Below are 20,781 nucleotides of genomic sequence, written 5' to 3' on the forward strand. Positions count from 1 at the left end.
CCTACCCGACCATGTGCATCGACCTCAACTCCGACCTGGGCGAGGGCTTCGGCCAGTGGACGCTCGGCGACGACGACGCGCTGCTGTCGATCGTCACGAGCGCCAACGTCGCCTGCGGGTTCCACGCCGGAGACCCGGTGATCATGCGGCGCACGTGCGAGACCGCGGCCGCGCGCGGCGTGGTGATCGGCGCCCAGGTCGGCTACCGCGACCTGGCGGGCTTCGGGCGGCGCTTCGTCGACGTGCCGCCCGTCGAACTCGCCGACGACGTCATCTACCAGATCGGCGCTCTGGACGCCTTCGCGCGGGTGGCGGGCACCAGGGTCAGGTACGTCAAGCCGCACGGCGCGCTCTACAACGCGATCGTGCATCACGAGGCGCAGGCCGCCGCGGTGGTCGCGGCCGTGCGGGCCTACGACCCCGGCCTGCCCGTGCTCGGCCTCCCCGGCTCGGCGTGGCTGCGCCAGGCCTGCCGGGCCGGCCTCACCACGGTCGCCGAATGCTTCGCCGACCGCGCCTACACCCGCGAGGGCAGGCTGGTGCCGCGCGGCGTGCCCGGCGCCGTCCTGCACGACCCCGCCCGGGTCGCCGAGCGCAGCGTGCGCATGGCCAGGGGCGAGCCGATCGAGGCCGTCGACGGGACGCCGCTCACCATCACGGCCGACTCGATCTGCGTGCACGGCGACAGCCCCGGCGCGGTAACCATGGCACTCGAGGTCCGTGACGCGCTCAAGGAGAACGGCATCGGCCTGGCGCCGTTCGTGAAGGACGAGGCGTGAACGCACGGCTGCACCGCTGTGGCGAGCACGCGGTCCTGGTCGAGCTCGGCCGTCTCGAGGAGGTGGTGGCCCTCTACGACGCCCTCGCGGCCGACCCCCCGCGGGGCGTCGTCGACATCGTCCCCGCGGCGCGCACCCTGCTCGTCCGGTTCGAGCCGCCGGCACGCCACGCCGAGGTGGAGTCCGCCGTCCTGGCCGTACGGCCGGCCGGAGGGCGCCGCGCGACGACCGAGGAGGTGGTGATCCCCGTGGAGTACGACGGCGACGACCTCGCCGACGTGGCCCGGCTGACCGGGCTCACCGAGCGCGAGGTCGTGGCGGCGCACACCGGCACAACGTGGACGGTCGCCTTCTGCGGGTTCGCCCCCGGCTTCGGCTATCTGATCGGCGGCGACCCCCGGCTCGCCGTACCTCGGCGGCCGGAGTCGCGCGTGCGCGTGCCCACCGGCGCCGTGGGGCTCGCCGGGGAGTTCAGCGGGGTCTACCCGCGCGAGTCGCCGGGCGGCTGGCAGCTGATCGGGCACACCGAGGCCGTGGTGTGGGACATCGCGGCCGATCCGCCCGCCCTGCTGCGCCCGGGGGTCCGGGTGCGGTTCGCGGAGGAACCGTGAGCGAGGCCTGTGAGCGAGGCACTGGGGGAGGCACTGTGAGCGAGCTTCGGCGGGCGCTGGCGGTGCTGGCCCCCGGTCCCCTCACCACGGTGCAGGACCTCGGGCGGCGCCGGCACAGCCATCTCGGCGTCGGGCGCTCCGGCGCCGCCGACCGGGGCGCGCTGCGGCTGGCCAACCGCCTGCTGGCCAATCCCGAGGACGCCGCCTGCCTGGAGATCACCCTGGGCGGGCTGAAGGTGCGCGCCACCGGCGACCTGCTCGTGGCGCTCACCGGCGCGCCGTGTCCCGCCACCGTCACCGAGCCCGACGGGCGCACGCGCGGCATCGGGCACGCGTCGGTCGAGCGCCTGCCCGACGGGGCGACGCTGCGGCTCGGCGTGCCGCCGCGCGGGCTGCGGACCTATCTGGCGGTCCGCGGCGGGATCGACGTCCCCGAGGTGCTGGGGTCACGGGCCACCGATCTGCTCTCGGGGCTCGGCCCGGAGCGTCCGGCGCCCGGATCGGTGCTCCCGGTCGGGCCGGCGCCGACGGAGTTTCCCGTGGCCGATCTGGCCCCGGTGTCCGAGCCGGATTCCGGCGTCCTCATGCTGGACGTGATACCGGGACCGCGCCACGACTGGTTCACGCCCGGGGCGCTCGCGGCCCTGTGCGCGGAGCCGTACGAGGTCACCCCGCACAGCGACCGGGTCGGCATGCGGCTGCGCGGGCCGCGCCTCGAACGCGCGCGCGGCGGGGAGCTGCCGAGCGAGGGCATGGTCCCCGGCGCGCTGCAGGTGCCGCCGTCAGGACAGCCGACGCTCTTCCTCGCGGATCACCCCGTGACCGGCGGATATCCCGTCATCGCGGTGGTGCGCGATCACCATGTCGACCGGGCGGCGCAGGCCCGCCCCGGGCAGCGCATCCGTTTCCGGGTGGCCGGCGACCATCGATTTCACTGACCGAGGAGGCCCTGATGGAACTCGACCCCGCACGGCTGACCCCCCGCGAGGCGCGGGCGCTGTTCCGGGGTGGGCTGGTCACGCCCACGTCCGGCTGGGCGGCGGGCTGGGCGCAGGCCAACCTGATCGCGCTGCCGAGGGACAGGGCGTACGACTTCCTGGTGTTCGCGCAGCGCAACCCGCGCCCCTGCCCGGTGCTCGCCGTCACCGAGCCGGGTGAGCCGTTCGCGTCGATCTTCGACGGCGACCTGCGCACCGACCTGCCCGCCTACCGCGTCTACCGGGACGGCGAACAGGTCGCCGAGGTCGCCGACGCGACGCCCTACTGGCGCGACGACCTGGTGGGCTTCCTCATCGGCTGCAGTTTCACCTTCGAGGCCGCGTTGCTGGAGGCCGGCGTCCCGATCCGCCACATCGAGGCGGGCACGAACGTGCCGATGTACCTGACCGACCGGCCGTGCGTCCCGGCGGGCGAGCTTTCCGGCCCCCTCGTGGTGTCGATGCGCCCGATCCCAGCCGAGCTGGTGCCGGCCGCCGTACGGGTCACCTCGCGCTACCCGGCTGTGCACGGCGCGCCGGTGCACGTCGAAGACCCCGCCGCGCTCGGCATCGCCGACTTGGCCGCGCCGGACTTCGGCGACCCGGTCGAGGTGCGCGACGGCGAGCTTCCGGTCTTCTGGGCCTGCGGGGTGACGCCGCAGGCCGTGGTGATGCGGTCGCGGCCGCCGTTCGCGATCGGCCACGCGCCCGGCCACATGGCGATCACCGACGCCCGCGACAGCGCCTACCTGGTGCCCTGAGACAGCGCTTACCTGGTCTGGCGAGGTCAGTCGCCGGCGCGGCGGACGAGGGGGTTGGCGGCGGTGGAGTTGCGGATGCTGAAGGTCACGCTCCCGGCGCGGTAGCGGTCGTCGGAGGACTCGACGGGCCGGCCCTCCTGGGTGGTGGTCACGCGGCGCTGGCGCAGCAGGGGGCTGCCCCGCCGCACGCCGAGCAGCCGGGCGTCCTCGCTGCCTGCCGCCACCGCGTCGATCAGGTGCTCGCCGTACGCGAAGACCAGGCCGACGGACTCGTAGAGCTCCTGGGTCACCGACTCGCAGTCGGGGTCGAGCCGCTCGACGGCGGGGGCGATCCAGCCGGCGTAGACGGTGCGCTCGACCAGCACCGGCTCGCCGTCGAGCCGCCGCAGCCGCAGCACGTCGAGCACCTCCTCCCCCGGCTCCAGCGACAGCCGTACGGCCTCGGAGGGCGAGCACGGGCGGCGCTGGGAGGACAGCACGGTGCCGCTGGCGCGATAGCCCATCGACCGGGCCCACTGGGCGAAGCTGTGCAACTCGGCGAAGCTCTGGCTGCGCTCGCTGCCGAGCACGATGCGCCGCGCGCCCTGCCGGGACCCGACCAGCCCTTCGGCGGCGAGCAGGGCGACGGCCTGGCGAACGGTCCCGCGCGCCGCCGAGTAGCGTAAGGCCAGCTCAGCCTCGGAGGGGAGCTGAGCGCCTATCGGGTAGTCCCCCCTGACGATGGCGTCCCGCAAGTCACTCGCGATCTGTTCGTAGCGCGCCATCGTGCTGAGCCCTTCCGTTCACGCGACTGACATCGATATGCGACTTACTAGCTCTGGCTTGTTTGTACAAGTTCGCCTAAGTTCGATCCACGCACCACAGTGGGAGGGACCCTTGTCCACACGTACCGCCGGCCTCGTGGCCGCGCTCACGATAACCACCTCAGTGATCGCGGCGTGCGGCGCCGCCCCCACGACCGCCGGCGGCGGCTCGGGTTCGGGTGACTCCAAGGCGGCCACCGCGACCTCGGCCCAGGACTTCGGCGGGCTGGACAAGCTGGTGGAGGCCGCCAAGAAGGAGGGCCAGCTCAACACCATCGCGCTGCCGCCGGACTGGGCCAACTACGGCGAGGTCATCAAGGCGTTCGAGGCCAAGTACGGCATCAAGATCACCAACGACAACCCCGACGGCTCCAGCCAGGACGAGATCAACGCGGTCAAGACCCTCAAGGGCCAGGGCCGCGCCCCCGACGTGCTCGACCTCGGCAGCGCCTTCGCGCTCAGCGGCGCCCAGGAGGGCCTGTTCGCGCCCTACAAGGTGCAGAGCTGGGACAAGATCCCCGACGGCCAGAAGGAGACCGGCGGCGCCTGGTACTACGACTACGGCGGCTACATCTCCATCGGCTGCGACGCCAAGCGGGTCAAGACCTGCCCCCAGACGTTCGCCGACCTGCTCAAGCCCGAGTACAAGGGCATGGTCGCGCTGAACGGCGACCCGACCAAGGCCGGCGCCGCCTTCGCCGGCGTGTACGCCGCCTCGCTCGCCAACCAGGGCTCGTTCGACGACATCCAGCCCGGCATCGACTTCTTCAAGAAGCTCAAGGAGAACGGCAACTTCAACCCGGTCGAGGCCACCCCCGCCACGGTCGAGAAGGGCGAGACCCCGGTCACCCTCGACTGGGACTACCTGCAGGCCAGCTACGCCAAGGAGTTCTCCTCCAAGGGCGTGGACTGGAAGATCGCCATCCCCTCGGACGGCCAGTACGCCAACTTCTACGCCCAGGCGATCAACAAGTGGGCGCCGCACCCCGCCGCCGCCCGCCTCTGGCAGGAGTTCCTCTACAGCGCCGAGGGCCAGAACCTGTGGCTGAAGGGTTACGCCCGCCCGGTGCTGCTGCCCTCCATGCAGGAGGACGGCAGCGCGGACGCCGCCATGGTCGCCCAGCTCCCCAAGGTCGAGGGCACCCCCACGTTCCCCACTCCCGACCAGGTCAACAAGGCCAAGGAGGTCCTGGCGAGCGGGTGGGGCGCGGCGGTCTCGGGCTGAGATCGTGCGCGACAGCCGTACGCGATCGAAGAGCCGGTGGGCGGCCGTCCCGCTGCTGGTCTTCGTCGTCATCGTCTTCGGCGTGCCGATGCTGGTCCTCCTCGGTGGCACGTTCACCAAGGAGGGCACGTTCAGCACCGCCAACCTCACCGAGTCGCTCCAGGGCGCGTACCTGACCGCCCTGCTCGGGAGCGTCAAGATCTCGGCGCTGGTGGCGGTGCTGGGCGGGGTGCTCGGCACCTTCCTCGCCCAGGCCGTGGTGACCTCCAGGTTCCGTACGCTGCGCGAGGCGGTGCTGACCGCCTCCGGGGTGCTGGCCAACTTCGGCGGCGTGCCGCTGGCCTTCGCCTGGATCGCCACGCTCGGCAACTCGGGCGTCGTCACCACCACGCTCGGCCTCGGCGCCCACGGGTGGAGCCTGTACAACTTCTGGGGTCTCACCCTGGTCTACCTGTACTTCTCCATCCCCCTTCAAGTGCTCACGGTCGTGCCCGCGCTCGACGGGTTGCGCCCGCAGTGGCGTGAGGCCGCGCAGAACAACGGCGCGAGCACCTGGCAGTTCTGGCGGTACGTCGGGATTCCGGTGCTGACCCCGGCGCTGCTCGGCGGGGTCGTGCTGCTGTTCGGCGGCGCGTTCTCGGCCTACGCCACGGCGCAGGCCATGGTCGGGTCCACCGTCCCGCTGGTCACGCTGAAGATCGCCGACGCGCTCACCGGCAACGTCCTGATCGGCCACGAGAACGTCGCGCTGGCCCTCAGCCTCGACATGATCGTGGTCGCGGGCCTGGTCATGGCCGTCTACCTCCCGCTGCAGCGAAGGAGCGCCCGATGGCTTCGCTGACCCCTCAGGTGACCACACAGGTCGCCCCGGGAACGGCGCCCGCGCGCGGCGGCCGACCCCGGCGTCCCCGGGTGTGGCGCGGGGTGGTCCTCGTGCTCGCCGCCGTCTACTTCCTCGTCCCGCTGATCGCGTCGTTCGTCTTCACGGTGAAGGCGCCCGACCAGGGCTTCTCGCTCGACGCGTACGGCCAGATCTTCTCGGCCGAGGGCTTCGGCGGCAGCCTCCTGCTGTCGCTCGGGCTCGGCGTCGCCACGATCGTGCTGGTCCTGCTGCTGACGCTGCCCGCCGCGGTGGCCGTACGGCTCGGCGCGCCGCGGCTGCGGCCGGTGCTCGAGGTGGTCTGCACGCTGCCGCTGGTCGTCCCCCCGATCACGTTCGTGGCCGGGATCAGCACCGTGCTGCGGTGGGGGCCCGACTACCTGGCGAGCACGCCCTTCTACCAAACGATGATCGCGGTGCAGAACCCGGACTTCCCGGTGGTGCTCGTGCTCGCCTACGTCGTGCTGGCGCTGCCGTTCGCCTACCGCTCGCTCGACGCGGGCCTCGGCGCGATCGACGTGCGCACGCTGTCGGAGGCGGCCAGGAACCTCGGGGCGTCGTGGCCCCACGTGCTGCTGCGGGTGATCATCCCCAACATGCGGTCGGCGATGGCGAGCGCGTCGTTCCTCACGCTGGCGCTGGTGCTCGGGGAGTTCACGATCGCCCGGCTGCTCAGCTTCGAGACCTTCCCCAACTGGATCTACCGGATCTCCGGCTCACAGGCGCAGGTGTCGGTGGCCGTCTCGGTGTTCAGCCTGCTGATCACCTGGCTGCTGCTGCTCGCCCTGTCGTCCGCCGGCGCGAGGCAAAGGAGTGGATCATGAACGGCGCCCGGGTCGAGTTCCGCGGCCTGCGGCGGCGGTTCGGCAGCACGGTCGCGCTGGACGGGCTCGACCTCACGGTGGAGCCGGGCGAGCTGATCGCGCTGCTCGGCCCGTCGGGGTGCGGCAAGACCACCGCGCTGCGCTGCCTGGCCGGCTTCGAACAGCCCGACGAGGGCGAGGTGCTGGTGGACGGCGCCGACATCACGCGCGTGCCGGCCAACCGGCGCGACGCCGGCATGGTCTTCCAGTCCTACAGCCTCTTCCCCAACCTCAACGCGCGCGACAACGTGAGCTTCGGCATGCGGGTGCGCAAGGTGCCCGCCGCCAAGCGGCACGCCCGCGCGCAGGAGCTGCTGGAGCTGGTCGGCCTGCCCTCGGTCGGCGACCGCTACCCCCACCAGTTGTCCGGCGGCCAGCAGCAGCGCGTGGCGCTGGCCCGCGCGCTCGCCCTGGAGCCAAGGGTGCTGCTGCTGGACGAGCCGCTGTCGGCGCTCGACGCCAAGGTGCGGGTCACGCTGCGCGAGGAGATCCGCCGCCTGCAGCTCTCCCTCGGCATCACGACGATCTTCGTGACGCACGACCAGGAGGAGGCGCTGTCGATGGCCGACCGGGTCGCCGTGCTGCGCGACGGCCGCCTGGAGCAGGTCGCCGACCCCGCCACCCTGTACGACCGGCCGGCGACCCCGTTCGTCGCCGAGTTCGTCGGCGCGATGAACCACCTGCCCGGCCTGGTGTCGGACGACCGGGTCACCGTTCTCGGGCAGACGCTGCCCGTGGAGGGCGAGGCGCCGGGCACGGCGCAGGCGGACGTGCTGGTGCGGCCCGAGGCCGTGCTCGTCACGCCCGTCGCCTCGTCCGGCGCCGAGGGCGACGGGATCGTCATGGTGTCGTCGTTCCGCGGCTCCACCGCCCGCCTGCGGGTCCGCCTGGGCGACGGCACCGAGGTGCTGGCCGACGTCCCCGGCCACGACTCGGCGCGCTTCGCGCCCGGCACCGCCGTACGGGTCGGGCTGGTCGAGCGGCCGGTGCTCGTGTCGGCACGCTCGGAGACCGGAGCCGCGACGGCGGTCCCCGAGCCCGATGTCGTCTAGGGAGAGCCCGGCGGCGGTCCTGTTCGACATGGACGGCACGCTGGTGGACACCGAGGACCTGTGGTGGGACGCCTGCGTGGAGGTCGCGGACGGCCTGGGCTCCCCTCTCGGGGAGGCCGACCGGGAGGCGCTGTTCGGCCTGTCGGTCGAGGACGCCGCCCTGCACATCACAGCCGCCCTGGACACCGCCGGGGGTGCCGGGGCGCGGGCCGTCGAGGCGATGCTGACGGACGCGTTCACCGGGCGGCTCGAGAACGGGGTGACCACGCTTCCCGGCGCGGTCGCGCTGCTGGAGTCCCTGCGCGCGGCCGGGATCCCGGCCGGGCTCGTCAGCGCGTCGCCTCGGCCGGTCGTGGACCTGGTGCTCGGGACCGTAGGCGGGCACCGCTTCCGGCTGTCGGTGGCCGCCGGGGACAGCGCCAGGAACAAGCCGGCGCCCGATCCGTACCTGGCCGCCGCCGCGCGGCTGGGCGTCGACCCGGCCGCGTGCGTGGCGATCGAGGACAGCCCGACCGGCGTCGCCTCGGCCCGGTCCGCCGGGTGCGCCGTCATCGTGGTCGGTTCCTCAGGCGGTGTCAGCGGTGTGACGGCGGTGCCGACGCTGGAGAGCGTCGACCTGCCGCTGCTGCGCCGGCTCGTCTCCGATCCCACTGCGGTCACTCCGCGAACCTAAGTTCCCTTTGGGTATCGTCGCAGCATGGACGCTGTGAAGACGGCTTGCGACGACCCCAAGGACGTCTACTCGGCCGCCTGCCCGTGCCGCAACATGCTCGACCTGCTGGCCAACAAGTGGAGCGCGCTGGCCCTGGGCGCCCTGGAGGACGGGCCGCAGCGTTTCGGCGCGCTGCGCGCCCGTCTCCAGGGCGTCAGCCCCAAGGTGCTCACCCAGACCCTGCGCCGCCTGGAGGACCACGGTCTCGTCCACCGCGACGTGTATCCCGAGGTGCCGCTGCGGGTGGAATACAGCCTCACCCCGCTCGGCCGGGACGCCAACGTCCCGCTCGCCCACCTGCGGACGTGGGTGGAGCGCAACATCGACCGCTTTCCCGACGCGGACTAGCCTCCTCACCTCGACGGTTTCCGATGGATACTCGTGTCCCTTGCGGGTAACCAGGCGTCGGTGGATACCGTGCGGGTCATGCCGCCGAGCCGTACGAAGCGGCACGGAATCCATGAAGCACAGGGGACAGACGTGATCGAGAACCAGAACGGGACCATGCCCGCCGTCGCCTTCCGGCGCAGCCTCCCCGTCGACGACCCGGAAAGCCTTCTCGACGTGGAGCTGCCGGTGCCGCGACCCGGCTCGCGCGATCTGCTCGTCCGGGTGGAGGCGGTCGCCGTGAACCCGGTGGACTACAAGGTCCGGCGCAGCAGCGATCCGGGCGGCGAGCCCAAGGTGCTCGGCTGGGACGCCGCGGGCACCGTGGTCGCCGTGGGCGACGAGGTGGAGCTGTTCGAGGTCGGCGACGAGGTCTACTACGCCGGTGCGATCGACCGGCCCGGCGCGAACTCCCGCTTCCACGTGGTGGACGAGCGCATCGCCGGCCACAAGCCCGCCAGGTTGTCCTTCACCGAGGCCGCCGCGCTGCCGCTGACCTCCCTCACGGCCTGGGAGGGCCTGTTCGAGCGGCTGGGCCTGCGCGGCGACGCGCTCGACCAGACCGGAACGCTGCTGGTGACCGCGGCCGCGGGCGGCGTCGGCTCCATCGTCGTGCAGCTCGCACGCGCACTGACCGGGCTCACCGTGATCGGCACGGCCTCCCGCCCGGAGACCGTGGAGTTCGCCCGCAGGATGGGCGCCCACCACGTCGTGGACCACCGCGGGCCGCTGGCGAAGCAACTGGCCGAGGTCGCGCCCGACGGCGTCGGCTACGTCTTCAGCACCGTCGGCACCGACCGCAACCTCGCGGCCTACGCCGAGGCGCTCACCCCCTTCGGTCAGATCGTCGCCATCGACGACCACGACTCCCTCGACATCGGCGTGCTCAAGTCGAAGAGCATCTCGTTCCACTGGGAGCTCATGTTCACCCACTCGCTGTTCCGGACCCCGCACCAGGTGAACCAGCACCGCATCCTCGACCGGGTCGCACGGCTGGTGGACGCGGGGGTCCTCACGACCACCGCCAACCTGGACCTCGGCCCGGTCAACGCCGCCAACCTCCGCGAGGCCCACCGGATCCTCGAATCGGGCACCGCGATCGGAAAGATCACTCTTACCGGCTTCTGAGGCCCGCCGCACCGGGCGGGGAACAACGGAGACGGCCCGGCAGGTTGGGGACCACAGGAACCGAGCCCGAAAACAGGAGTTGCGCATGCATGCCATCGTCGTCCCCGCTTACGGTGATTCCTCGGTGCTGGAGTACGCCGAGCGGCCCGACCCCGAGCCCGGCCCCGGTGAGGTGCTGGTCGACGTGGCGGCGACGGGCGTCAACTTCATCGACGTCTACCACCGCGAGGGCCGCTACCCGCTGCCGCTTCCGCTGGTCCCGGGCTCGGAGGCGGCCGGGACCGTCACGGCCGTCGGCCCCGGCGTGACCGACATCGTCCCCGGAGACCGCGTCGCCTCCGCCAGCGCGGTCGGCGCGTACGCGACCAAGGCCGTGGTCCCGGCGGAGAAGGTGGTCCGGCTGCCCGACGGGCTGTCACCGGACCTCGCGGCGGCGGTGCTGCTCCAGGGGCTGACCGCGCACTACCTGACCCACTCCACGTACGCGATCAGGTCGGGCGACGACGTGCTCGTGCACGCGGCGGCCGGCGGCATGGGCCTGCTGCTCGTCCAGATGGCCAAGCTGCGCGGCGCCCGCGTGATCGGCACGGTCTCCAGCGCCGAGAAGGAGAAGCTCGCCCGGCAGGCGGGCGCCGACGAGGTCGTCGGCTACGAGGGCTTCCCCGAGGCCGTCAAGGAGATCACCGAGGGCGCCGGAGTGCACGCCGTCTACGACGGGGTCGGCGCCGCCACGTTCGACGGGTCGCTGGCGTCGCTGCGGCCGCGCGGCATGATGGCGCTGTACGGCGCGGCCAGCGGCCCCGTCCCGCCGTTCGACCCGCAGCGGCTCAACTCGGGCGGCTCGCTGTTCCTGACCCGGCCCACGCTCGCGCACTACACGGCCACCCGCGAGGAGCTGCTGTCGCGGGCGAACGACCTGCTCGGCTGGGTCGCCTCCGGCGCGCTGAAGGTGCACGTCTCCCAGCGCTACCCGCTCGCCGAGGCCCGGCGCGCCCACGACGACCTGGAGGGCAGGCGGACGACCGGCAAGCTGCTGCTGATCCCGTAAACCACGGGGAACCGTCCTCAGGCCACCGAGGCGACCAGCGGCACCGACGGTGCCGTTCCAGGGAACCCGAGGCCCTCGGCCCGGTCGCGGAAGTCGGGAGGCACGCACAGGCGGGCCTCCTGCCCGAGCCCCCGCAACGCTTCGATCAGGCCAGAGGGTGGGCCGGCCACTCCAGGAGGCGGGCCCCGAGCACGGCCGTCTCCAGCGTGAACCGCTGTGTGGGGTCGCTCGGCGAGAAGCCGGTCAGCCTCCTGATCCGCTCCAGCCGGTAAGTGATCGCCCGGGTGCTGACGCCGAGCCTGCGCGCCGCCGCCGTGTGGTTGCCCTGGGAGGCGAAGATCGCCTCCAGCGTCTCCAGCAGCGGCTCAGGGCCGCCGCGGGCGGAGGTCAGCGGCCCGAGCACGGTGGAGACGAGGTCCACGATCGCCTCCCTGTCCCGCAGCAGCACCGGGAAGACCAGCAGGTCGGCCGCCTTCAGCACCTGGGCCCGCAGGCCGAGCCGCTCGCCGAGGTCGATCGCGTTGACCGCTTCCCGATAGGAGGTGACGATGCCGCCGGGGCCCTGGTGGGGGCGGCCCACCCCTGCCCGCCAGTCCGTGAGCGCGGAGCGTACGTGGTGGGTGAACTCGCCGCTCGCGGCGGTCAGCGCGCCCGGGGACACGCACACCAGCAGGCCGTCGCGGATGGCGACCAGGATGTTGTGCGAGCCGAACCTCGCCACCAGCGCCTGCTCGATCCTCCCGGCCAGCGGGTCGCCCGCCTTCACCGGGGTGCCGGGCCTGGCCACGGTCACGATGTACGCCCCGGCGAGCCGCAGGCCGAAGTGCTCGGCCCGCTCGGCGTCCGCCCTGCCCTGCAGCAGGTCGTCGACGAACAGGCGGCGGGCCTCCTCCTCCTGCCGGAGGGCGGCCCGCTGTGCCTCCTCGTATCCCTCGATGTAGGCGGCCATGCCGCGGCGTACGGCGCCGAAGGCACCGCCGGCGGTGATCTCGGCGGCGTGCAGGCAGGCGTCGGCGAGCACCCGCAGCGGGATGCCGCGTTCCGCGGCGAGGGCGCCGCACTCGCGCAGGCCGTCCATGTCGGCGCGGCCGGGCAGCCTGCCGGTGGCGGCCGACGCGGCCAGAACCGACAGGAACCCGCCGAGTAAGTCGGCGGGCACCCCGGTCGCCTCGCTCACGCGAGCGAGAACGCTGTCCATCAGACTCCTACGTCACGCCGTTCGAAGGCGAGCAGCGCCGTCATGAGGAGGACGGCCGTCGCACCCAGCAGCACAAGGTAGTCGCCGTACGGCCAGCCCTGATAGAGCGGCCTGCCGTCGAGGTAGTAGTGGACGGGCGAGATCCAGCGCAGCCAGGAGATCGCGTCGATGCTCCTGCCCATGGTCTCCACGATGTACCCGGCGACGCCCCAGACGCCGACCACGGCGAGCGCGGCCTGCTTGCGCCCGAAGGCCGCGCCCACGCTCAAGGTCAGCGTCCCGAAGAACAGCACGAGCAGGAACAGCCCGGTGTGGGCGGCGAGGATGCTGCCGAACGGCACGCCCATGCCGGCGGCGGACGAGGCCCCGGCGGCGACGGCCAGCGTCACCAGCGCCACCCCGAGCAGGCCGAGCGCCAGCGCGGCCCAGCGCTCCAGGAGCAGCCGCCTGCGGTCGATCGGCAGCGTCAGCGTGAGCTCCAGCGTCTTGGCCTCCTCCGGGCCGGCGATGGCCCGGTTGCCGAGGATCGCGGCGCACATGGTGAACAACAGCGGGCCGAGCAGCTGGTAGGCGATCGCCTGCAGGTAGCCGCGCCCGGTCGCGATGTCGGACATGCCGCCCATCAGGTCCCTGAGCGCGCCGGGGTACTTGGCGATCGCCTGCGCGCCGAACGTCTCGGGGTCCTGCTTCATCATGCTCGCGTAGATCGAGATGTACATCGTGAGGAACGCGCACAGCCCGACCGCCCACCCGATGAGAGCGCGGCGGTACTCCCCCAGGGTCTTACGCACCAGCGTGGGCATGACGGCCCTCCTCCTCGCTGTAGTAGGTCAGGAAGATCTCCTCGAGGTCCGGCTCCGCGCTGACCATGTGGACCACGGTGTAGCGGGCCGCCGCCTTGATCAGCGCGTCGGGCCTGCCGTCGATCGTGCAGCGCAGGCTCGCGCCCTGGACGACCACGTCGCGTACGCCCGGGAGCCCCTCGAACGACTCCTTCGGGACCGGCGCGTCGAAGTGGAGCTCCACGTGCCGTACGGCGCGCTCGCGCAGCGCGGCGATGTCCTCGACCGCGACGAGGCGGCCCGCGCGTACGATGCCCACCCGGTCGGCCACGTGCTCCACCTCGGCGAGCACGTGCGACGACATGAGGATCGTGTGACCGGCCGTACGCGCCTCCCGGACCATGGCCAGGAACTCCTGCTGCACCAGCGGGTCGAGCCCGCTCGTCGGCTCGTCCAGGATGAGCAGCTCGGGCTCGTGCATGAACGCCTGGATGAGCCCGACCTTCTGCTTGTTGCCCTTCGACAGCTCGCCCATCCTGACGGACAGGTCGGCGTCGAGCCGCTCGGCCAGTTCGTCGATTCTGCCGCGGCTCACCCCGCCGCGTACGTCGGCGAGGAACTGCAGGTAGTCGCGGGCCCGTTCCCTGCCCTCCAGGGCCAGCTCGCCCGGGAGGTAGCCGATCCGGGCGCGCACGCGCGGATCACGGGTGTCGGCGCCGAGGACGGTCGCCCGGCCGGACGTCGGCCGGATCACGTCGAGGAGCAGCCGGATCGTCGTCGTCTTGCCGGCGCCGTTGGGGCCCAGATAGCCGAAGACCTCGCCCGGCCGGATTTCGAGGGTGAGGTCCTCGAGACCTCGTCTCGTACCGTAGAACTTCGTCAGTCCTTCGGTCTCCACCACTGCTGTCATGCCGCAATGGTGGCGCTCCCGTCAGGCGCGGGGTATGCCCGCTTCCGGACACTTGCCGGTCGTGTTTGTTCGCACCTTCGGCAAAGCGGAGGTCAAGACGTGCCGCAGGTGGTCGAGCCCGGCAGGAGATGACGGTAGCGGGAGACCAGCCGGTAGCCCGCCTCCGCGAGCCAGCTCACCGGCGGGGCCAGCATCACCCGGCCGGCCGCACGCCAGGCGGCGCGCGGCTGCAGGGCGAGGAGCAGTGCGACGGCGCGCGCGCCGTGGGCGCGCAGCCCGTCCGGGCCCAGGAGCTGCACGGACGTCGCGACCTCCTCGCGCGTCAGGCCCACCGCGCCGAGGTCGAGGCCCTGCCACGCCCGCACTGTGGGCATGTACGGCAGGAACCGATGCCCGGCGTTCACACACGTCTGGCAGAAGGCGCAGTCGCCGTCGAAGACCAGCAGGACCCGGTTCTCTCCGCTTTCTCCGCCCATGCCGTCGAACCTACCAATCCTGGGACGGATCATTCCGGTCTTGTGGTGGCGGCGCCGGCCGGCGTGACGCGCGCACCGCCAGCACGACGATCAGGATCACCGCGACCGCGAGGCTGAAGACGACCGCGACGACCAGCAACAGGACGAGTGCACTCATCGTCGATCCCTTCGGCGGTTCCGGGTGAGGGCGAGCCGGGCGGCGACGGCCAGGGCGACCGACGCGTACGACACCGCGCGTGCCAGCCGTACGGACCTGGGGATGTCGGAGACGGACGGGCGGGGACCGTCGCCCAGCTCCGGGCGGTGCTCCACCCTGCCGCCGTAGTCGTTGGCCCCGCCGAGGCGTACGCCGAGGGCGCCGGCGAAGGCCGCCTCGCAGCGTCCGGAGTTGGGGCTGGGATGGCGGTGCCCGTCGCGCACGAGGACGGCCGCCGCGCGGCGCGGGGAACCGCCCACCAGGCCCGCGAGGCCCACGGTGAGCAGGGCCGTCAGCCGGGCCGGCACGTAGTTGGCCACGTCGTCCAGCCGGGCCGAGGCCCAGCCGAACCTCGCGTAGCGCGGCGACCGGTGGCCCACCATCGCGTCGAGCGTGTTCACCGCGCGGTAGCCGAGCAGGCCGGGCACGCCGAAGAGCGCGCCCCACACGAGCGGGGCGACGACGGCGTCCGAGGTGTTCTCCGCGATGGACTCGACCGTGCCCCGCGCGAGCTCCGCGGCGTCCAGCCCCGACGGGTCGCGCCCGCACAGGTGCGGAAGGCGTGCGCGGGCGGCGGCCAGGTCGCCCTCCCGCAACGAGTGGGCCATCAGCGTGCCCTCCCTGCCCAGCGTCGTGCCGCCGAGCACCGCCCAGGTGGCGGCCGCGGTGACCGCGGCCCGCGCGACCGGGCTCGACCGGGTCATCCGCTCGGCGAGCAGCCCCGCGGCCGTCGCCGCGCCGACGCAGACGGTGGTGTAGGCCAGGCCCGCCAACCGCGACTCGCGATATACGCGCTTTTCGAGGGCGGCGGCCCGGCTGCCGAACACCGCGACGGGATGACCCCGCCGGGGATCCCCCACCGCGGCGTCGATCGCGGCCCCGGCGAGCAGCCCTGCCGCCGTGGCACCGTCCATGATCCGGGTCACGCACGCATTCTGCCGTACGTGCGCATTTGTCACGCGATGGGCTCGTCACCGAGGAGACGGCGCTGGATCGCGTCCTCGTTGGCGTCGAGCCAGGCCGCGGCACGCCTGATCCGTCCGCCCGCGCCGCCGTCCCACATGCGCGCCCAGCCGCCGCCGAGCGTCCTGGCCCGGTCCCGCATGAGCGCGTAGGAGCGGCCGAACCGCATCCTGGCCGTCTCCACCAGCATGAGCCGGTCCCGCGCCGGCAGGCCGTACGCGTCGCAGAACGACCGCACCCGGGCCGCCGCGTCCAGGGACCGCTGCAGCGGGTCGCGGTCCAGCGGATCGGCGAGCGGGGCCCAGTGCCGCAACGTGGTGACCACGTCGAACAGCCGCGTGGTCGGCCTGGCCAGGTCGAAATCGATCAGCGCGTACGGCAGGAGTCCCGAGCCGGGCCGCTCGCGGAAGACGACGTTGGCCGGGGTGACGTCGCAGTGGCCCACGAGCTCGGGAGAGCCCTCCGGCGCCGAGCCGTCCTCCCAGACGGCGCCGGGAGGCGGACTGAACGAGGCCGCCGCGTCGTGGAAGCGCCGCAGCAGCCGGGCCAGAGTGGTCAGCGCCTCGTCGCTCACCGCGTACGCCGGCAGGGGATGCGCGGGCACCACGCCCTCGACGTACGTGAGGATCGCCCTGCCCCGCTCGTCGATCCCGAGAACCCGCGGCGCCCGGTCGAACCCGGCGGCCTCCAGGTGGCGCAGCAGCGCGTGGACCGACGGCGACGTGGGACGCATCGGCCGCCGCACCGTCGCCCCCACCCGTACGACCCCCTCGGAGACGTCTCCGATGAGCGGGATCTCGCGTACGGACATGGCGTTGCAGTGTAGCCGCGAGATCACTGGATCGCAGTCGCTTCCAGATTCGGCCGGCGACCCGATCGGAAGACCGGGGGCTCTCGTGCGGGCGCCTGGACGAGGGCCTGAGCGGCGTCGGCGCAGGCCGACCGGCCATCCCCCGTGAGCCCGGCCACCGTGCTCAGGGCCCGTGCGAGGCACGGTCCGGCCCATGTCCGGGAAACCGGGTGTGTACCCGGTCCCCGGATCATGCAGAATTAGGCACGAGCGCCCTTAGCTCAGCTGGATAGAGCATCGGACTTCTAATCCGACGGTCGGGGGTTCGAATCCCTCAGGGCGCGCTCCTCCACCCAGTCCACTTGCCGCGTGAGCTGGGCCTTCGCTTGATCGCACAGTGATCGCATGTGCAGCCGTACGCCACCGAGATCCACCGCTTGTGCGGGGATGATGTTGGTCACGTTTCCCCAGGCCGCACGGGCTTCCCGGGACCTCTGCGGGATGAGAAGCCTCGGGACCGCCGCACTTATCCCTGAGTTCGAGGATCAGGAAGTCCGCACCCTTACCGATGGGGAGTGTGCCCTCGGCTATGCCATGCGCCACATCGCGGGCGACCTCCCACGGCGTGCGCTGAAGATCGATGGGTGGGAAGCCGCTCTCCGTCATCACCTCGCGAATGAGTGGCTCAACTTCGGTCATCGATCCGAGGGAAACCGCATAGCCCGCCGGCTCCCACACCGCTGGAGAGTCAAGGGCGGCGCTCCGCGCCGCCTCGCGGCCCTGCGTCCGCTCGGCGGCCGGGCATGCTGCCTGGGGCCGGTCCCGGCCGCCGGCAGCTCGGGCGCCCGCCGTACACAGTAACCACCACGCCCGAACCGCCCCCCAAACAGCAGGGACGCCACCGCCAACCGGACAATGCCTTCAGATCACGGCATGGGCGAGCCGACGCGATGCAGTGTTCCGTCAGGGTCGACATAGCCGAACTCTCGGAGTCCGTATGGAGTCTCGTGAGGCTCGCCGAGGCGGCCAGTGACGTCCGCTGCGACCCATTCGGCGTACAAGGCATCAGCGTCTGAGACATAGATGTAGACGACAGCAGCAGTGCGGGCAGGATCATGCTCGTTCCACTCGCTCAGATGGAACGAAACCGACCCCCGAACGACGAACCCATATCGGGAGTCCTCTTCGGATTGCCGCACCGAAAACCCCAGGCGACGGTAACGCTCGAGTGCAGCCGCCAGATTACGGACGGGGATCACGGGCGCCACTGTCTCGAAGACAACCTCGCTGTCCATAGCCTCTCCTACGGCTGTCGGCATGGGAAATCGATGCGAGGCTATGCGGTGGCCCCGACAGTTTCACGGGTGGCCGAGGTATTCGGCAAAGCCTCCGGCGGGCCCCGGCTCCGGGATGATCGCCCGCGCCTCAGTCGAGACCGTAGCGGGCCGAGGAGGAAGCCCGCATGCCCCGAGCATGCCCTAAGCCAGGGTCAATCACGCGGAATCAGGGGTACTCACCGGATCAAGAAACGAAGAAGCCCCCCTGACCTGCATCGCTGCTGGTCAAGGCTCTTTTTCCTGCTGGTGGCAGGTCCAGGGTTCGAACCTGCGTAGGCTGAGCCGACGGTTTTACAGATTCCTTCCTCTTCGCCCGTCTCGTCCAGTAGTGCGGTCCCTGCCACGCGAAAACGTCAGGTAAGGAACGAAGAGCGCTCACCGGCAACAGTGCACAACCGATCAGCGCCAGCTACCTTGCTGTTGTGGCCGATCCCTCCGACGAATCCGGGCGCAAGCAGAGCCGCTGTGATGATGCGTGGACGGGATGGTTCATTCTCATCGGCGGTCCCGTTGTCTTGTTCGTCTGTCTTCACGATCTGCTGGCCGGCGACGACTTTGTGGACGTGTCGAGCGGAGTGATCGGTGGCGCGGCCGCCACCTACATCTGGTGGCATCACTTCAAGGTCTTCTGGCGGCATCTCAAGGAGAACCGATCTCGCAACCGCCCGTAGTAGGGCAGACGGCGATGCCGGAGAGGATCGCTGCAGATATCCGAGCGAAAGTTCCTGAGCCCCACACCCGCTCTCGAGGCCAACCGAATGGCTCCCACTGGGAGCAGGCCGGCAACCCCGAACCCGGCGCCGGAAGCGATCCAACCGTGCCAGAGTGAGCCGCATGATCCCCGCACACGTCCCCGACGAGCCACCGCTCACCTACGCCGACAGCTTCGACGTACCGATCCTTTTCCGTGACAGGCCTGCGAAGAAGCCCAGAAGGCAGTGGCGGACGGCCAAGCACAAGCTGTGGGCGGGGGCGGGTGGGTTTCCGGCGACGGACGGCTGGTACGTCTCGACCACCACCTGGCGGGAGATCATCAAGGCCGCCATTGAGGTCGGCCGCGACGTCACCCCGCACTTGCAGAATCAGCCGCAGTATGCACACGGGGAACTCGTCGCCCGGGTTTCCCCTCTGTACGCCTACCTCGGAACACACCCTGTCATGCCTCAGCACCCCGTACGAGGCACCACGGGCCAACGCCTGACCCTGAACCCGGTGTACGCGTACGGCGCCGAGCGCAGCGCGAAGAACGCAGCCGCCTACCGGTTGGGTATGACGATGACCGAGTGGGCCTGCCGCTCACTGCTGGGCCTCGGTCAGACCGAGCACCTCGAACTTGGCGGCCCGATCCCCGCCCTGCTCAACACCTTCAAGAACCCGAAGAATAAGCTGCCCGACCTGTGGGGGCAGCACCAGGCAGAGGGCCTGTACTGGCTGATCGAGGCCAAGGGGGGCGACGTAGGCCTCAGCACGCTCCGCAAGGGGTGGGAGCAGCTGTCTGCCGGCAGCAAGATTCTCAGCTCGTACGCCCACCGCACCGTCCTGGTCGGAGCGTCCGTGCGGCCCGGAGACGACCTCTTCCTCACCATCGACCACGGCCTGCACCCCGGACAGCCGCCGCTCACCCCAGCCGGATTCGGCATCGACCACGAGTCAGCGGTCGGACCAGGCAACCTCGAAGACCGTCTCGGCGACAGCGACGACGCGCTCATCAACGCGGCCCGCGCCCAAATGCTTACCTACCTGGCGCTGCGCTCCGCTCCCGCCTCGCAACTGCGCACGGTGCCCGTTCCCGCCTACCGCGCGTCCCGCCATCGGGCTCCCGACTGACCACGCCCCTGGAAGACGACGACCTCACCCTCGCCATGCGGGCAGAAGCCCGCGGAGCAGCGCCCCACACCGAGCGGCACACCCTGCGCGCCAGTATCCGTTCCATGGGCCTCGACGACTTCCTCGCCTGCCGCATCCCCGGAACCGAGGTTCACCTCGGCATGTCCCGGAAGCTGTTCGCCGCCTGCGAGCGTCTCCGCGAGGAAGACCTCGCCATCGCCCAGCGCACCCCGGGGCTGCGCGCCGAGGACCAGCCGGCCGATGACCAGGAACTCAGCGAGGATGCTCAGGAAGAACAGCGGCTCACCCAGCGGCGGATCTTCCGCGAGCGGCAGGAGGAAGCCCGGCCCCGGCTGCGCCCCCTGCTCCGCCACGCTTACGATCGCGGAGCGACAAGCGACTGGAGTGATCTGCTGCGCCGTCGCCAGGAACCAGAACTCGACCTGGAAAGCGACGGGGGACTCCTCGAAGCGGTGACGCCGGAGACGTACCTGGCCGTCAGCCGCTACGGCCTGCCTCCAGCACGCGCCTAGTGAGTAGGGCTCGCATTCGATAAAGCGTGACCTCAGGTCAAGGGTCAGGAGTATGGGGACGCTTCGGGGGTGAGGCGGTCGGTGTGGCTACACCACGTGGCCTGCTGTCTGAGTGCACGATGCAATGACCGAACGGAGCGGCGGCCGTGCTCGGTGCGTGCTCGCTCGCCCCGTCACGCACCGTCAGGACCCGGCACTGCCGGACACGCAAAGGCGCTGAGGTGGCACGAACCACCACCGAATGGCACGGCGCGACACTAAAAGATCTTGCTTCCAATCCGGCGGTCGGTGAGCGAGCCACCGCGCCCGGACAGGTTCACCACAGGCCCGGCCGGCGAGCGCAGCAGCAGCGGCAGCATCGCCTCGGTCACCCCGAAGACCTTGGTCTCGAACACCCGCTGGCCGAGCGCGAGATGGTGGTGCTGCCGCCCACCCACCGGCTCGCCGGGCGGGCGTCGATCCGCATGGCCGACCTGGCCGGCGAGACCTTCCCGCGCTGAACGGCGGAGTGGCCGGGGACCGGGCCGGTCATCAGGGACACCA

General features: G+C 71.6%; 25 protein-coding genes and 1 tRNA gene. 17 read left to right on the forward strand and 9 right to left on the reverse strand.

The window, feature by feature from the left end; all coding sequences use genetic code 11:
- The first annotated feature begins 11 nt into the window (after window positions 1–11).
- Genes FLW16_RS03330 through FLW16_RS03345 form a run of 4 tightly spaced genes read left to right on the forward strand, consistent with a single transcriptional unit; the run spans window position 12 to window position 3,128 of the window.
- A complete protein-coding gene (locus FLW16_RS03330; RefSeq protein ID WP_142558168.1) occupies window positions 12–779 on the forward strand; it encodes a LamB/YcsF family protein in 768 nt (255 codons plus the stop codon).
- Window positions 776–1,390, forward strand: a complete 615-nt coding sequence (locus FLW16_RS03335) for an allophanate hydrolase subunit 1 (RefSeq protein ID WP_185949228.1) — start codon at window positions 776–778, stop codon at window positions 1,388–1,390. Before FLW16_RS03330 ends, FLW16_RS03335 begins: the two co-directional genes overlap by 4 nt.
- 35 nt (window positions 1,391–1,425) lie before the next feature.
- Window positions 1,426–2,328, forward strand: coding sequence for a biotin-dependent carboxyltransferase family protein (locus FLW16_RS03340; protein ID WP_142557492.1), 903 nt, complete (start codon window positions 1,426–1,428; stop codon window positions 2,326–2,328).
- A 14-nt stretch (window positions 2,329–2,342) separates the two neighbouring features.
- Window positions 2,343–3,128: a putative hydro-lyase gene (locus tag FLW16_RS03345; protein ID WP_142557494.1), complete on the forward strand. Its 786-nt coding sequence runs from the start codon at window positions 2,343–2,345 to the stop codon at window positions 3,126–3,128.
- 26 nt (window positions 3,129–3,154) lie between these two features.
- Here the strand turns inward: FLW16_RS03345 and FLW16_RS03350 are convergent, their stop codons facing one another.
- A complete protein-coding gene (locus tag FLW16_RS03350; RefSeq protein WP_142557496.1) occupies window positions 3,155–3,892 on the reverse strand; it encodes a GntR family transcriptional regulator in 738 nt (245 codons plus the stop codon).
- Between the two features lie 112 nt (window positions 3,893–4,004).
- Between FLW16_RS03350 and FLW16_RS03355 the strand changes: the two genes are divergently transcribed.
- The 8 genes from FLW16_RS03355 to FLW16_RS03390 all read left to right on the forward strand — a co-directional run bounded on the left by FLW16_RS03355 (window position 4,005) and on the right by FLW16_RS03390 (window position 11,226).
- Window positions 4,005–5,156 carry an ABC transporter substrate-binding protein gene (locus FLW16_RS03355; protein WP_260614836.1) on the forward strand — a complete coding sequence of 384 codons (1,152 nt, stop codon included), beginning with the start codon at window positions 4,005–4,007 and terminating at the stop codon, window positions 5,154–5,156.
- A gap of 4 nt (window positions 5,157–5,160) precedes the next feature.
- Complete coding sequence (locus FLW16_RS03360) at window positions 5,161–5,997, forward strand: ABC transporter permease subunit (RefSeq protein ID WP_260614838.1); 837 nt, start codon at window positions 5,161–5,163, stop codon at window positions 5,995–5,997.
- Entirely contained in the window at window positions 5,985–6,860 is an 876-nt protein-coding gene (locus FLW16_RS03365) for an ABC transporter permease (protein WP_142557500.1), read from the forward strand. The genes FLW16_RS03360 and FLW16_RS03365 overlap by 13 nt, the downstream gene beginning before the upstream one ends.
- Window positions 6,857–7,951 carry an ABC transporter ATP-binding protein gene (locus FLW16_RS03370; RefSeq protein ID WP_142557502.1) on the forward strand — a complete coding sequence of 365 codons (1,095 nt, stop codon included), beginning with the start codon at window positions 6,857–6,859 and terminating at the stop codon, window positions 7,949–7,951. The genes FLW16_RS03365 and FLW16_RS03370 overlap by 4 nt, the downstream gene beginning before the upstream one ends.
- Window positions 7,941–8,624, forward strand: a complete 684-nt coding sequence (locus FLW16_RS03375; RefSeq protein ID WP_142557504.1) for an HAD family phosphatase — start codon at window positions 7,941–7,943, stop codon at window positions 8,622–8,624. Before FLW16_RS03370 ends, FLW16_RS03375 begins: the two co-directional genes overlap by 11 nt.
- A 24-nt stretch (window positions 8,625–8,648) precedes the next feature.
- A complete protein-coding gene (locus tag FLW16_RS03380; RefSeq protein ID WP_142557506.1) occupies window positions 8,649–9,011 on the forward strand; it encodes a helix-turn-helix domain-containing protein in 363 nt (120 codons plus the stop codon).
- A 132-nt stretch (window positions 9,012–9,143) separates the two neighbouring features.
- Window positions 9,144–10,178 carry a zinc-binding alcohol dehydrogenase family protein gene (locus FLW16_RS03385; protein WP_221890871.1) on the forward strand — a complete coding sequence of 345 codons (1,035 nt, stop codon included), beginning with the start codon at window positions 9,144–9,146 and terminating at the stop codon, window positions 10,176–10,178.
- An 85-nt stretch (window positions 10,179–10,263) separates the two neighbouring features.
- Window positions 10,264–11,226, forward strand: a complete 963-nt coding sequence (locus tag FLW16_RS03390; RefSeq protein ID WP_142557508.1) for a quinone oxidoreductase — start codon at window positions 10,264–10,266, stop codon at window positions 11,224–11,226.
- A 145-nt stretch (window positions 11,227–11,371) separates the two neighbouring features.
- On the opposite strand, the gene FLW16_RS03395 is transcribed toward FLW16_RS03390, so the two are convergent.
- The 7 genes from FLW16_RS03395 to FLW16_RS03420 all read right to left on the reverse strand — a co-directional run bounded on the left by FLW16_RS03395 (window position 11,372) and on the right by FLW16_RS03420 (window position 16,562).
- Entirely contained in the window at window positions 11,372–12,424 is a 1,053-nt protein-coding gene (locus tag FLW16_RS03395; RefSeq protein ID WP_142557510.1) for a CdaR family transcriptional regulator, read from the reverse strand.
- Window positions 12,424–13,227, reverse strand: coding sequence for an ABC transporter permease subunit (locus FLW16_RS03400; protein WP_142557512.1), 804 nt, complete (start codon window positions 13,225–13,227; stop codon window positions 12,424–12,426). The genes FLW16_RS03395 and FLW16_RS03400 overlap by 1 nt, the downstream gene beginning before the upstream one ends.
- On the reverse strand, window positions 13,208–14,116 hold the full coding sequence (locus FLW16_RS03405) for an ABC transporter ATP-binding protein (protein WP_142557514.1): 909 nt from the start codon (window positions 14,114–14,116) through the stop codon (window positions 13,208–13,210). The genes FLW16_RS03400 and FLW16_RS03405 overlap by 20 nt, the downstream gene beginning before the upstream one ends.
- A gap of 92 nt (window positions 14,117–14,208) precedes the next feature.
- On the reverse strand, window positions 14,209–14,592 hold the full coding sequence (locus FLW16_RS03410; protein ID WP_185949229.1) for a thiol-disulfide oxidoreductase DCC family protein: 384 nt from the start codon (window positions 14,590–14,592) through the stop codon (window positions 14,209–14,211).
- A gap of 10 nt (window positions 14,593–14,602) precedes the next feature.
- Window positions 14,603–14,749 carry a hypothetical protein gene (locus FLW16_RS43360; protein ID WP_185949230.1) on the reverse strand — a complete coding sequence of 49 codons (147 nt, stop codon included), beginning with the start codon at window positions 14,747–14,749 and terminating at the stop codon, window positions 14,603–14,605.
- A complete protein-coding gene (locus FLW16_RS03415) occupies window positions 14,746–15,702 on the reverse strand; it encodes a cobalamin biosynthesis protein (RefSeq protein WP_142558176.1) in 957 nt (318 codons plus the stop codon). Before FLW16_RS03415 ends, FLW16_RS43360 begins: the two co-directional genes overlap by 4 nt.
- Window positions 15,703–15,743: 41 nt before the next feature.
- A complete protein-coding gene (locus tag FLW16_RS03420) occupies window positions 15,744–16,562 on the reverse strand; it encodes a phosphotransferase enzyme family protein (RefSeq protein WP_142557518.1) in 819 nt (272 codons plus the stop codon).
- Between the two features lie 249 nt (window positions 16,563–16,811).
- Here FLW16_RS03420 and FLW16_RS03425 point away from each other — a divergent pair.
- Window positions 16,812–16,885, forward strand: a tRNA-Arg gene (locus tag FLW16_RS03425).
- Between the two features lie 582 nt (window positions 16,886–17,467).
- Here the strand turns inward: FLW16_RS03425 and FLW16_RS03430 are convergent.
- Complete coding sequence (locus FLW16_RS03430) at window positions 17,468–17,836, reverse strand: VOC family protein (protein ID WP_142557520.1); 369 nt, start codon at window positions 17,834–17,836, stop codon at window positions 17,468–17,470.
- Window positions 17,837–18,300: 464 nt separating this feature from the next.
- Here FLW16_RS03430 and FLW16_RS03435 point away from each other — a divergent pair, with 464 nt between their 5' ends.
- From FLW16_RS03435 to FLW16_RS43365, 4 genes are all read left to right on the forward strand, one after another.
- Window positions 18,301–18,549, forward strand: coding sequence for a hypothetical protein (locus FLW16_RS03435; protein ID WP_142557522.1), 249 nt, complete (start codon window positions 18,301–18,303; stop codon window positions 18,547–18,549).
- 163 nt (window positions 18,550–18,712) lie between these two features.
- Window positions 18,713–19,705, forward strand: coding sequence for a hypothetical protein (locus tag FLW16_RS44355; protein ID WP_221890872.1), 993 nt, complete (start codon window positions 18,713–18,715; stop codon window positions 19,703–19,705).
- 104 nt (window positions 19,706–19,809) lie between these two features.
- Window positions 19,810–20,238: a hypothetical protein gene (locus FLW16_RS44360; protein WP_221890873.1), complete on the forward strand. Its 429-nt coding sequence runs from the start codon at window positions 19,810–19,812 to the stop codon at window positions 20,236–20,238.
- A gap of 221 nt (window positions 20,239–20,459) precedes the next feature.
- Complete coding sequence (locus FLW16_RS43365; protein ID WP_185949231.1) at window positions 20,460–20,738, forward strand: hypothetical protein; 279 nt, start codon at window positions 20,460–20,462, stop codon at window positions 20,736–20,738.
- The last annotated feature ends 43 nt before the right edge of the window (window positions 20,739–20,781 follow it).

It is taken from the genome of Microbispora sp. KK1-11 (genome assembly GCF_006874435.1).
Classification (GTDB): Bacteria; Actinomycetota; Actinomycetes; order Streptosporangiales; family Streptosporangiaceae; genus Microbispora; species Microbispora catharanthi.

Coding starts and splice junctions, on each gene's coding strand:
- FLW16_RS03350 (WP_142557496.1), bottom strand. CDS start 3,892: ATGGCGCGCTACGAACAGATCGCGAGTGACTTGCGGGACGCCATCGTC.
- FLW16_RS03345 (WP_142557494.1), top strand. CDS start 2,343: ATGGAACTCGACCCCGCACGGCTGACCCCCCGCGAGGCGCGGGCGCTG.
- FLW16_RS44360 (WP_221890873.1), top strand. CDS start 19,810: ATGGGCCTCGACGACTTCCTCGCCTGCCGCATCCCCGGAACCGAGGTT.
- FLW16_RS03400 (WP_142557512.1), bottom strand. CDS start 13,227: ATGCCCACGCTGGTGCGTAAGACCCTGGGGGAGTACCGCCGCGCTCTC.
- FLW16_RS03430 (WP_142557520.1), bottom strand. CDS start 17,836: ATGGACAGCGAGGTTGTCTTCGAGACAGTGGCGCCCGTGATCCCCGTC.
- FLW16_RS03370 (WP_142557502.1), top strand. CDS start 6,857: ATGAACGGCGCCCGGGTCGAGTTCCGCGGCCTGCGGCGGCGGTTCGGC.
- FLW16_RS44355 (WP_221890872.1), top strand. CDS start 18,713: ATGATCCCCGCACACGTCCCCGACGAGCCACCGCTCACCTACGCCGAC.
- FLW16_RS03380 (WP_142557506.1), top strand. CDS start 8,649: ATGGACGCTGTGAAGACGGCTTGCGACGACCCCAAGGACGTCTACTCG.
- FLW16_RS43360 (WP_185949230.1), bottom strand. CDS start 14,749: ATGAGTGCACTCGTCCTGTTGCTGGTCGTCGCGGTCGTCTTCAGCCTC.
- FLW16_RS03365 (WP_142557500.1), top strand. CDS start 5,985: ATGGCTTCGCTGACCCCTCAGGTGACCACACAGGTCGCCCCGGGAACG.
- FLW16_RS03410 (WP_185949229.1), bottom strand. CDS start 14,592: ATGGGCGGAGAAAGCGGAGAGAACCGGGTCCTGCTGGTCTTCGACGGC.
- FLW16_RS03390 (WP_142557508.1), top strand. CDS start 10,264: ATGCATGCCATCGTCGTCCCCGCTTACGGTGATTCCTCGGTGCTGGAG.
- FLW16_RS03330 (WP_142558168.1), top strand. CDS start 12: ATGTGCATCGACCTCAACTCCGACCTGGGCGAGGGCTTCGGCCAGTGG.
- FLW16_RS03375 (WP_142557504.1), top strand. CDS start 7,941: ATGTCGTCTAGGGAGAGCCCGGCGGCGGTCCTGTTCGACATGGACGGC.
- FLW16_RS03415 (WP_142558176.1), bottom strand. CDS start 15,702: ATGGACGGTGCCACGGCGGCAGGGCTGCTCGCCGGGGCCGCGATCGAC.
- FLW16_RS03395 (WP_142557510.1), bottom strand. CDS start 12,424: ATGGACAGCGTTCTCGCTCGCGTGAGCGAGGCGACCGGGGTGCCCGCC.
- FLW16_RS03405 (WP_142557514.1), bottom strand. CDS start 14,116: ATGACAGCAGTGGTGGAGACCGAAGGACTGACGAAGTTCTACGGTACG.
- FLW16_RS03420 (WP_142557518.1), bottom strand. CDS start 16,562: ATGTCCGTACGCGAGATCCCGCTCATCGGAGACGTCTCCGAGGGGGTC.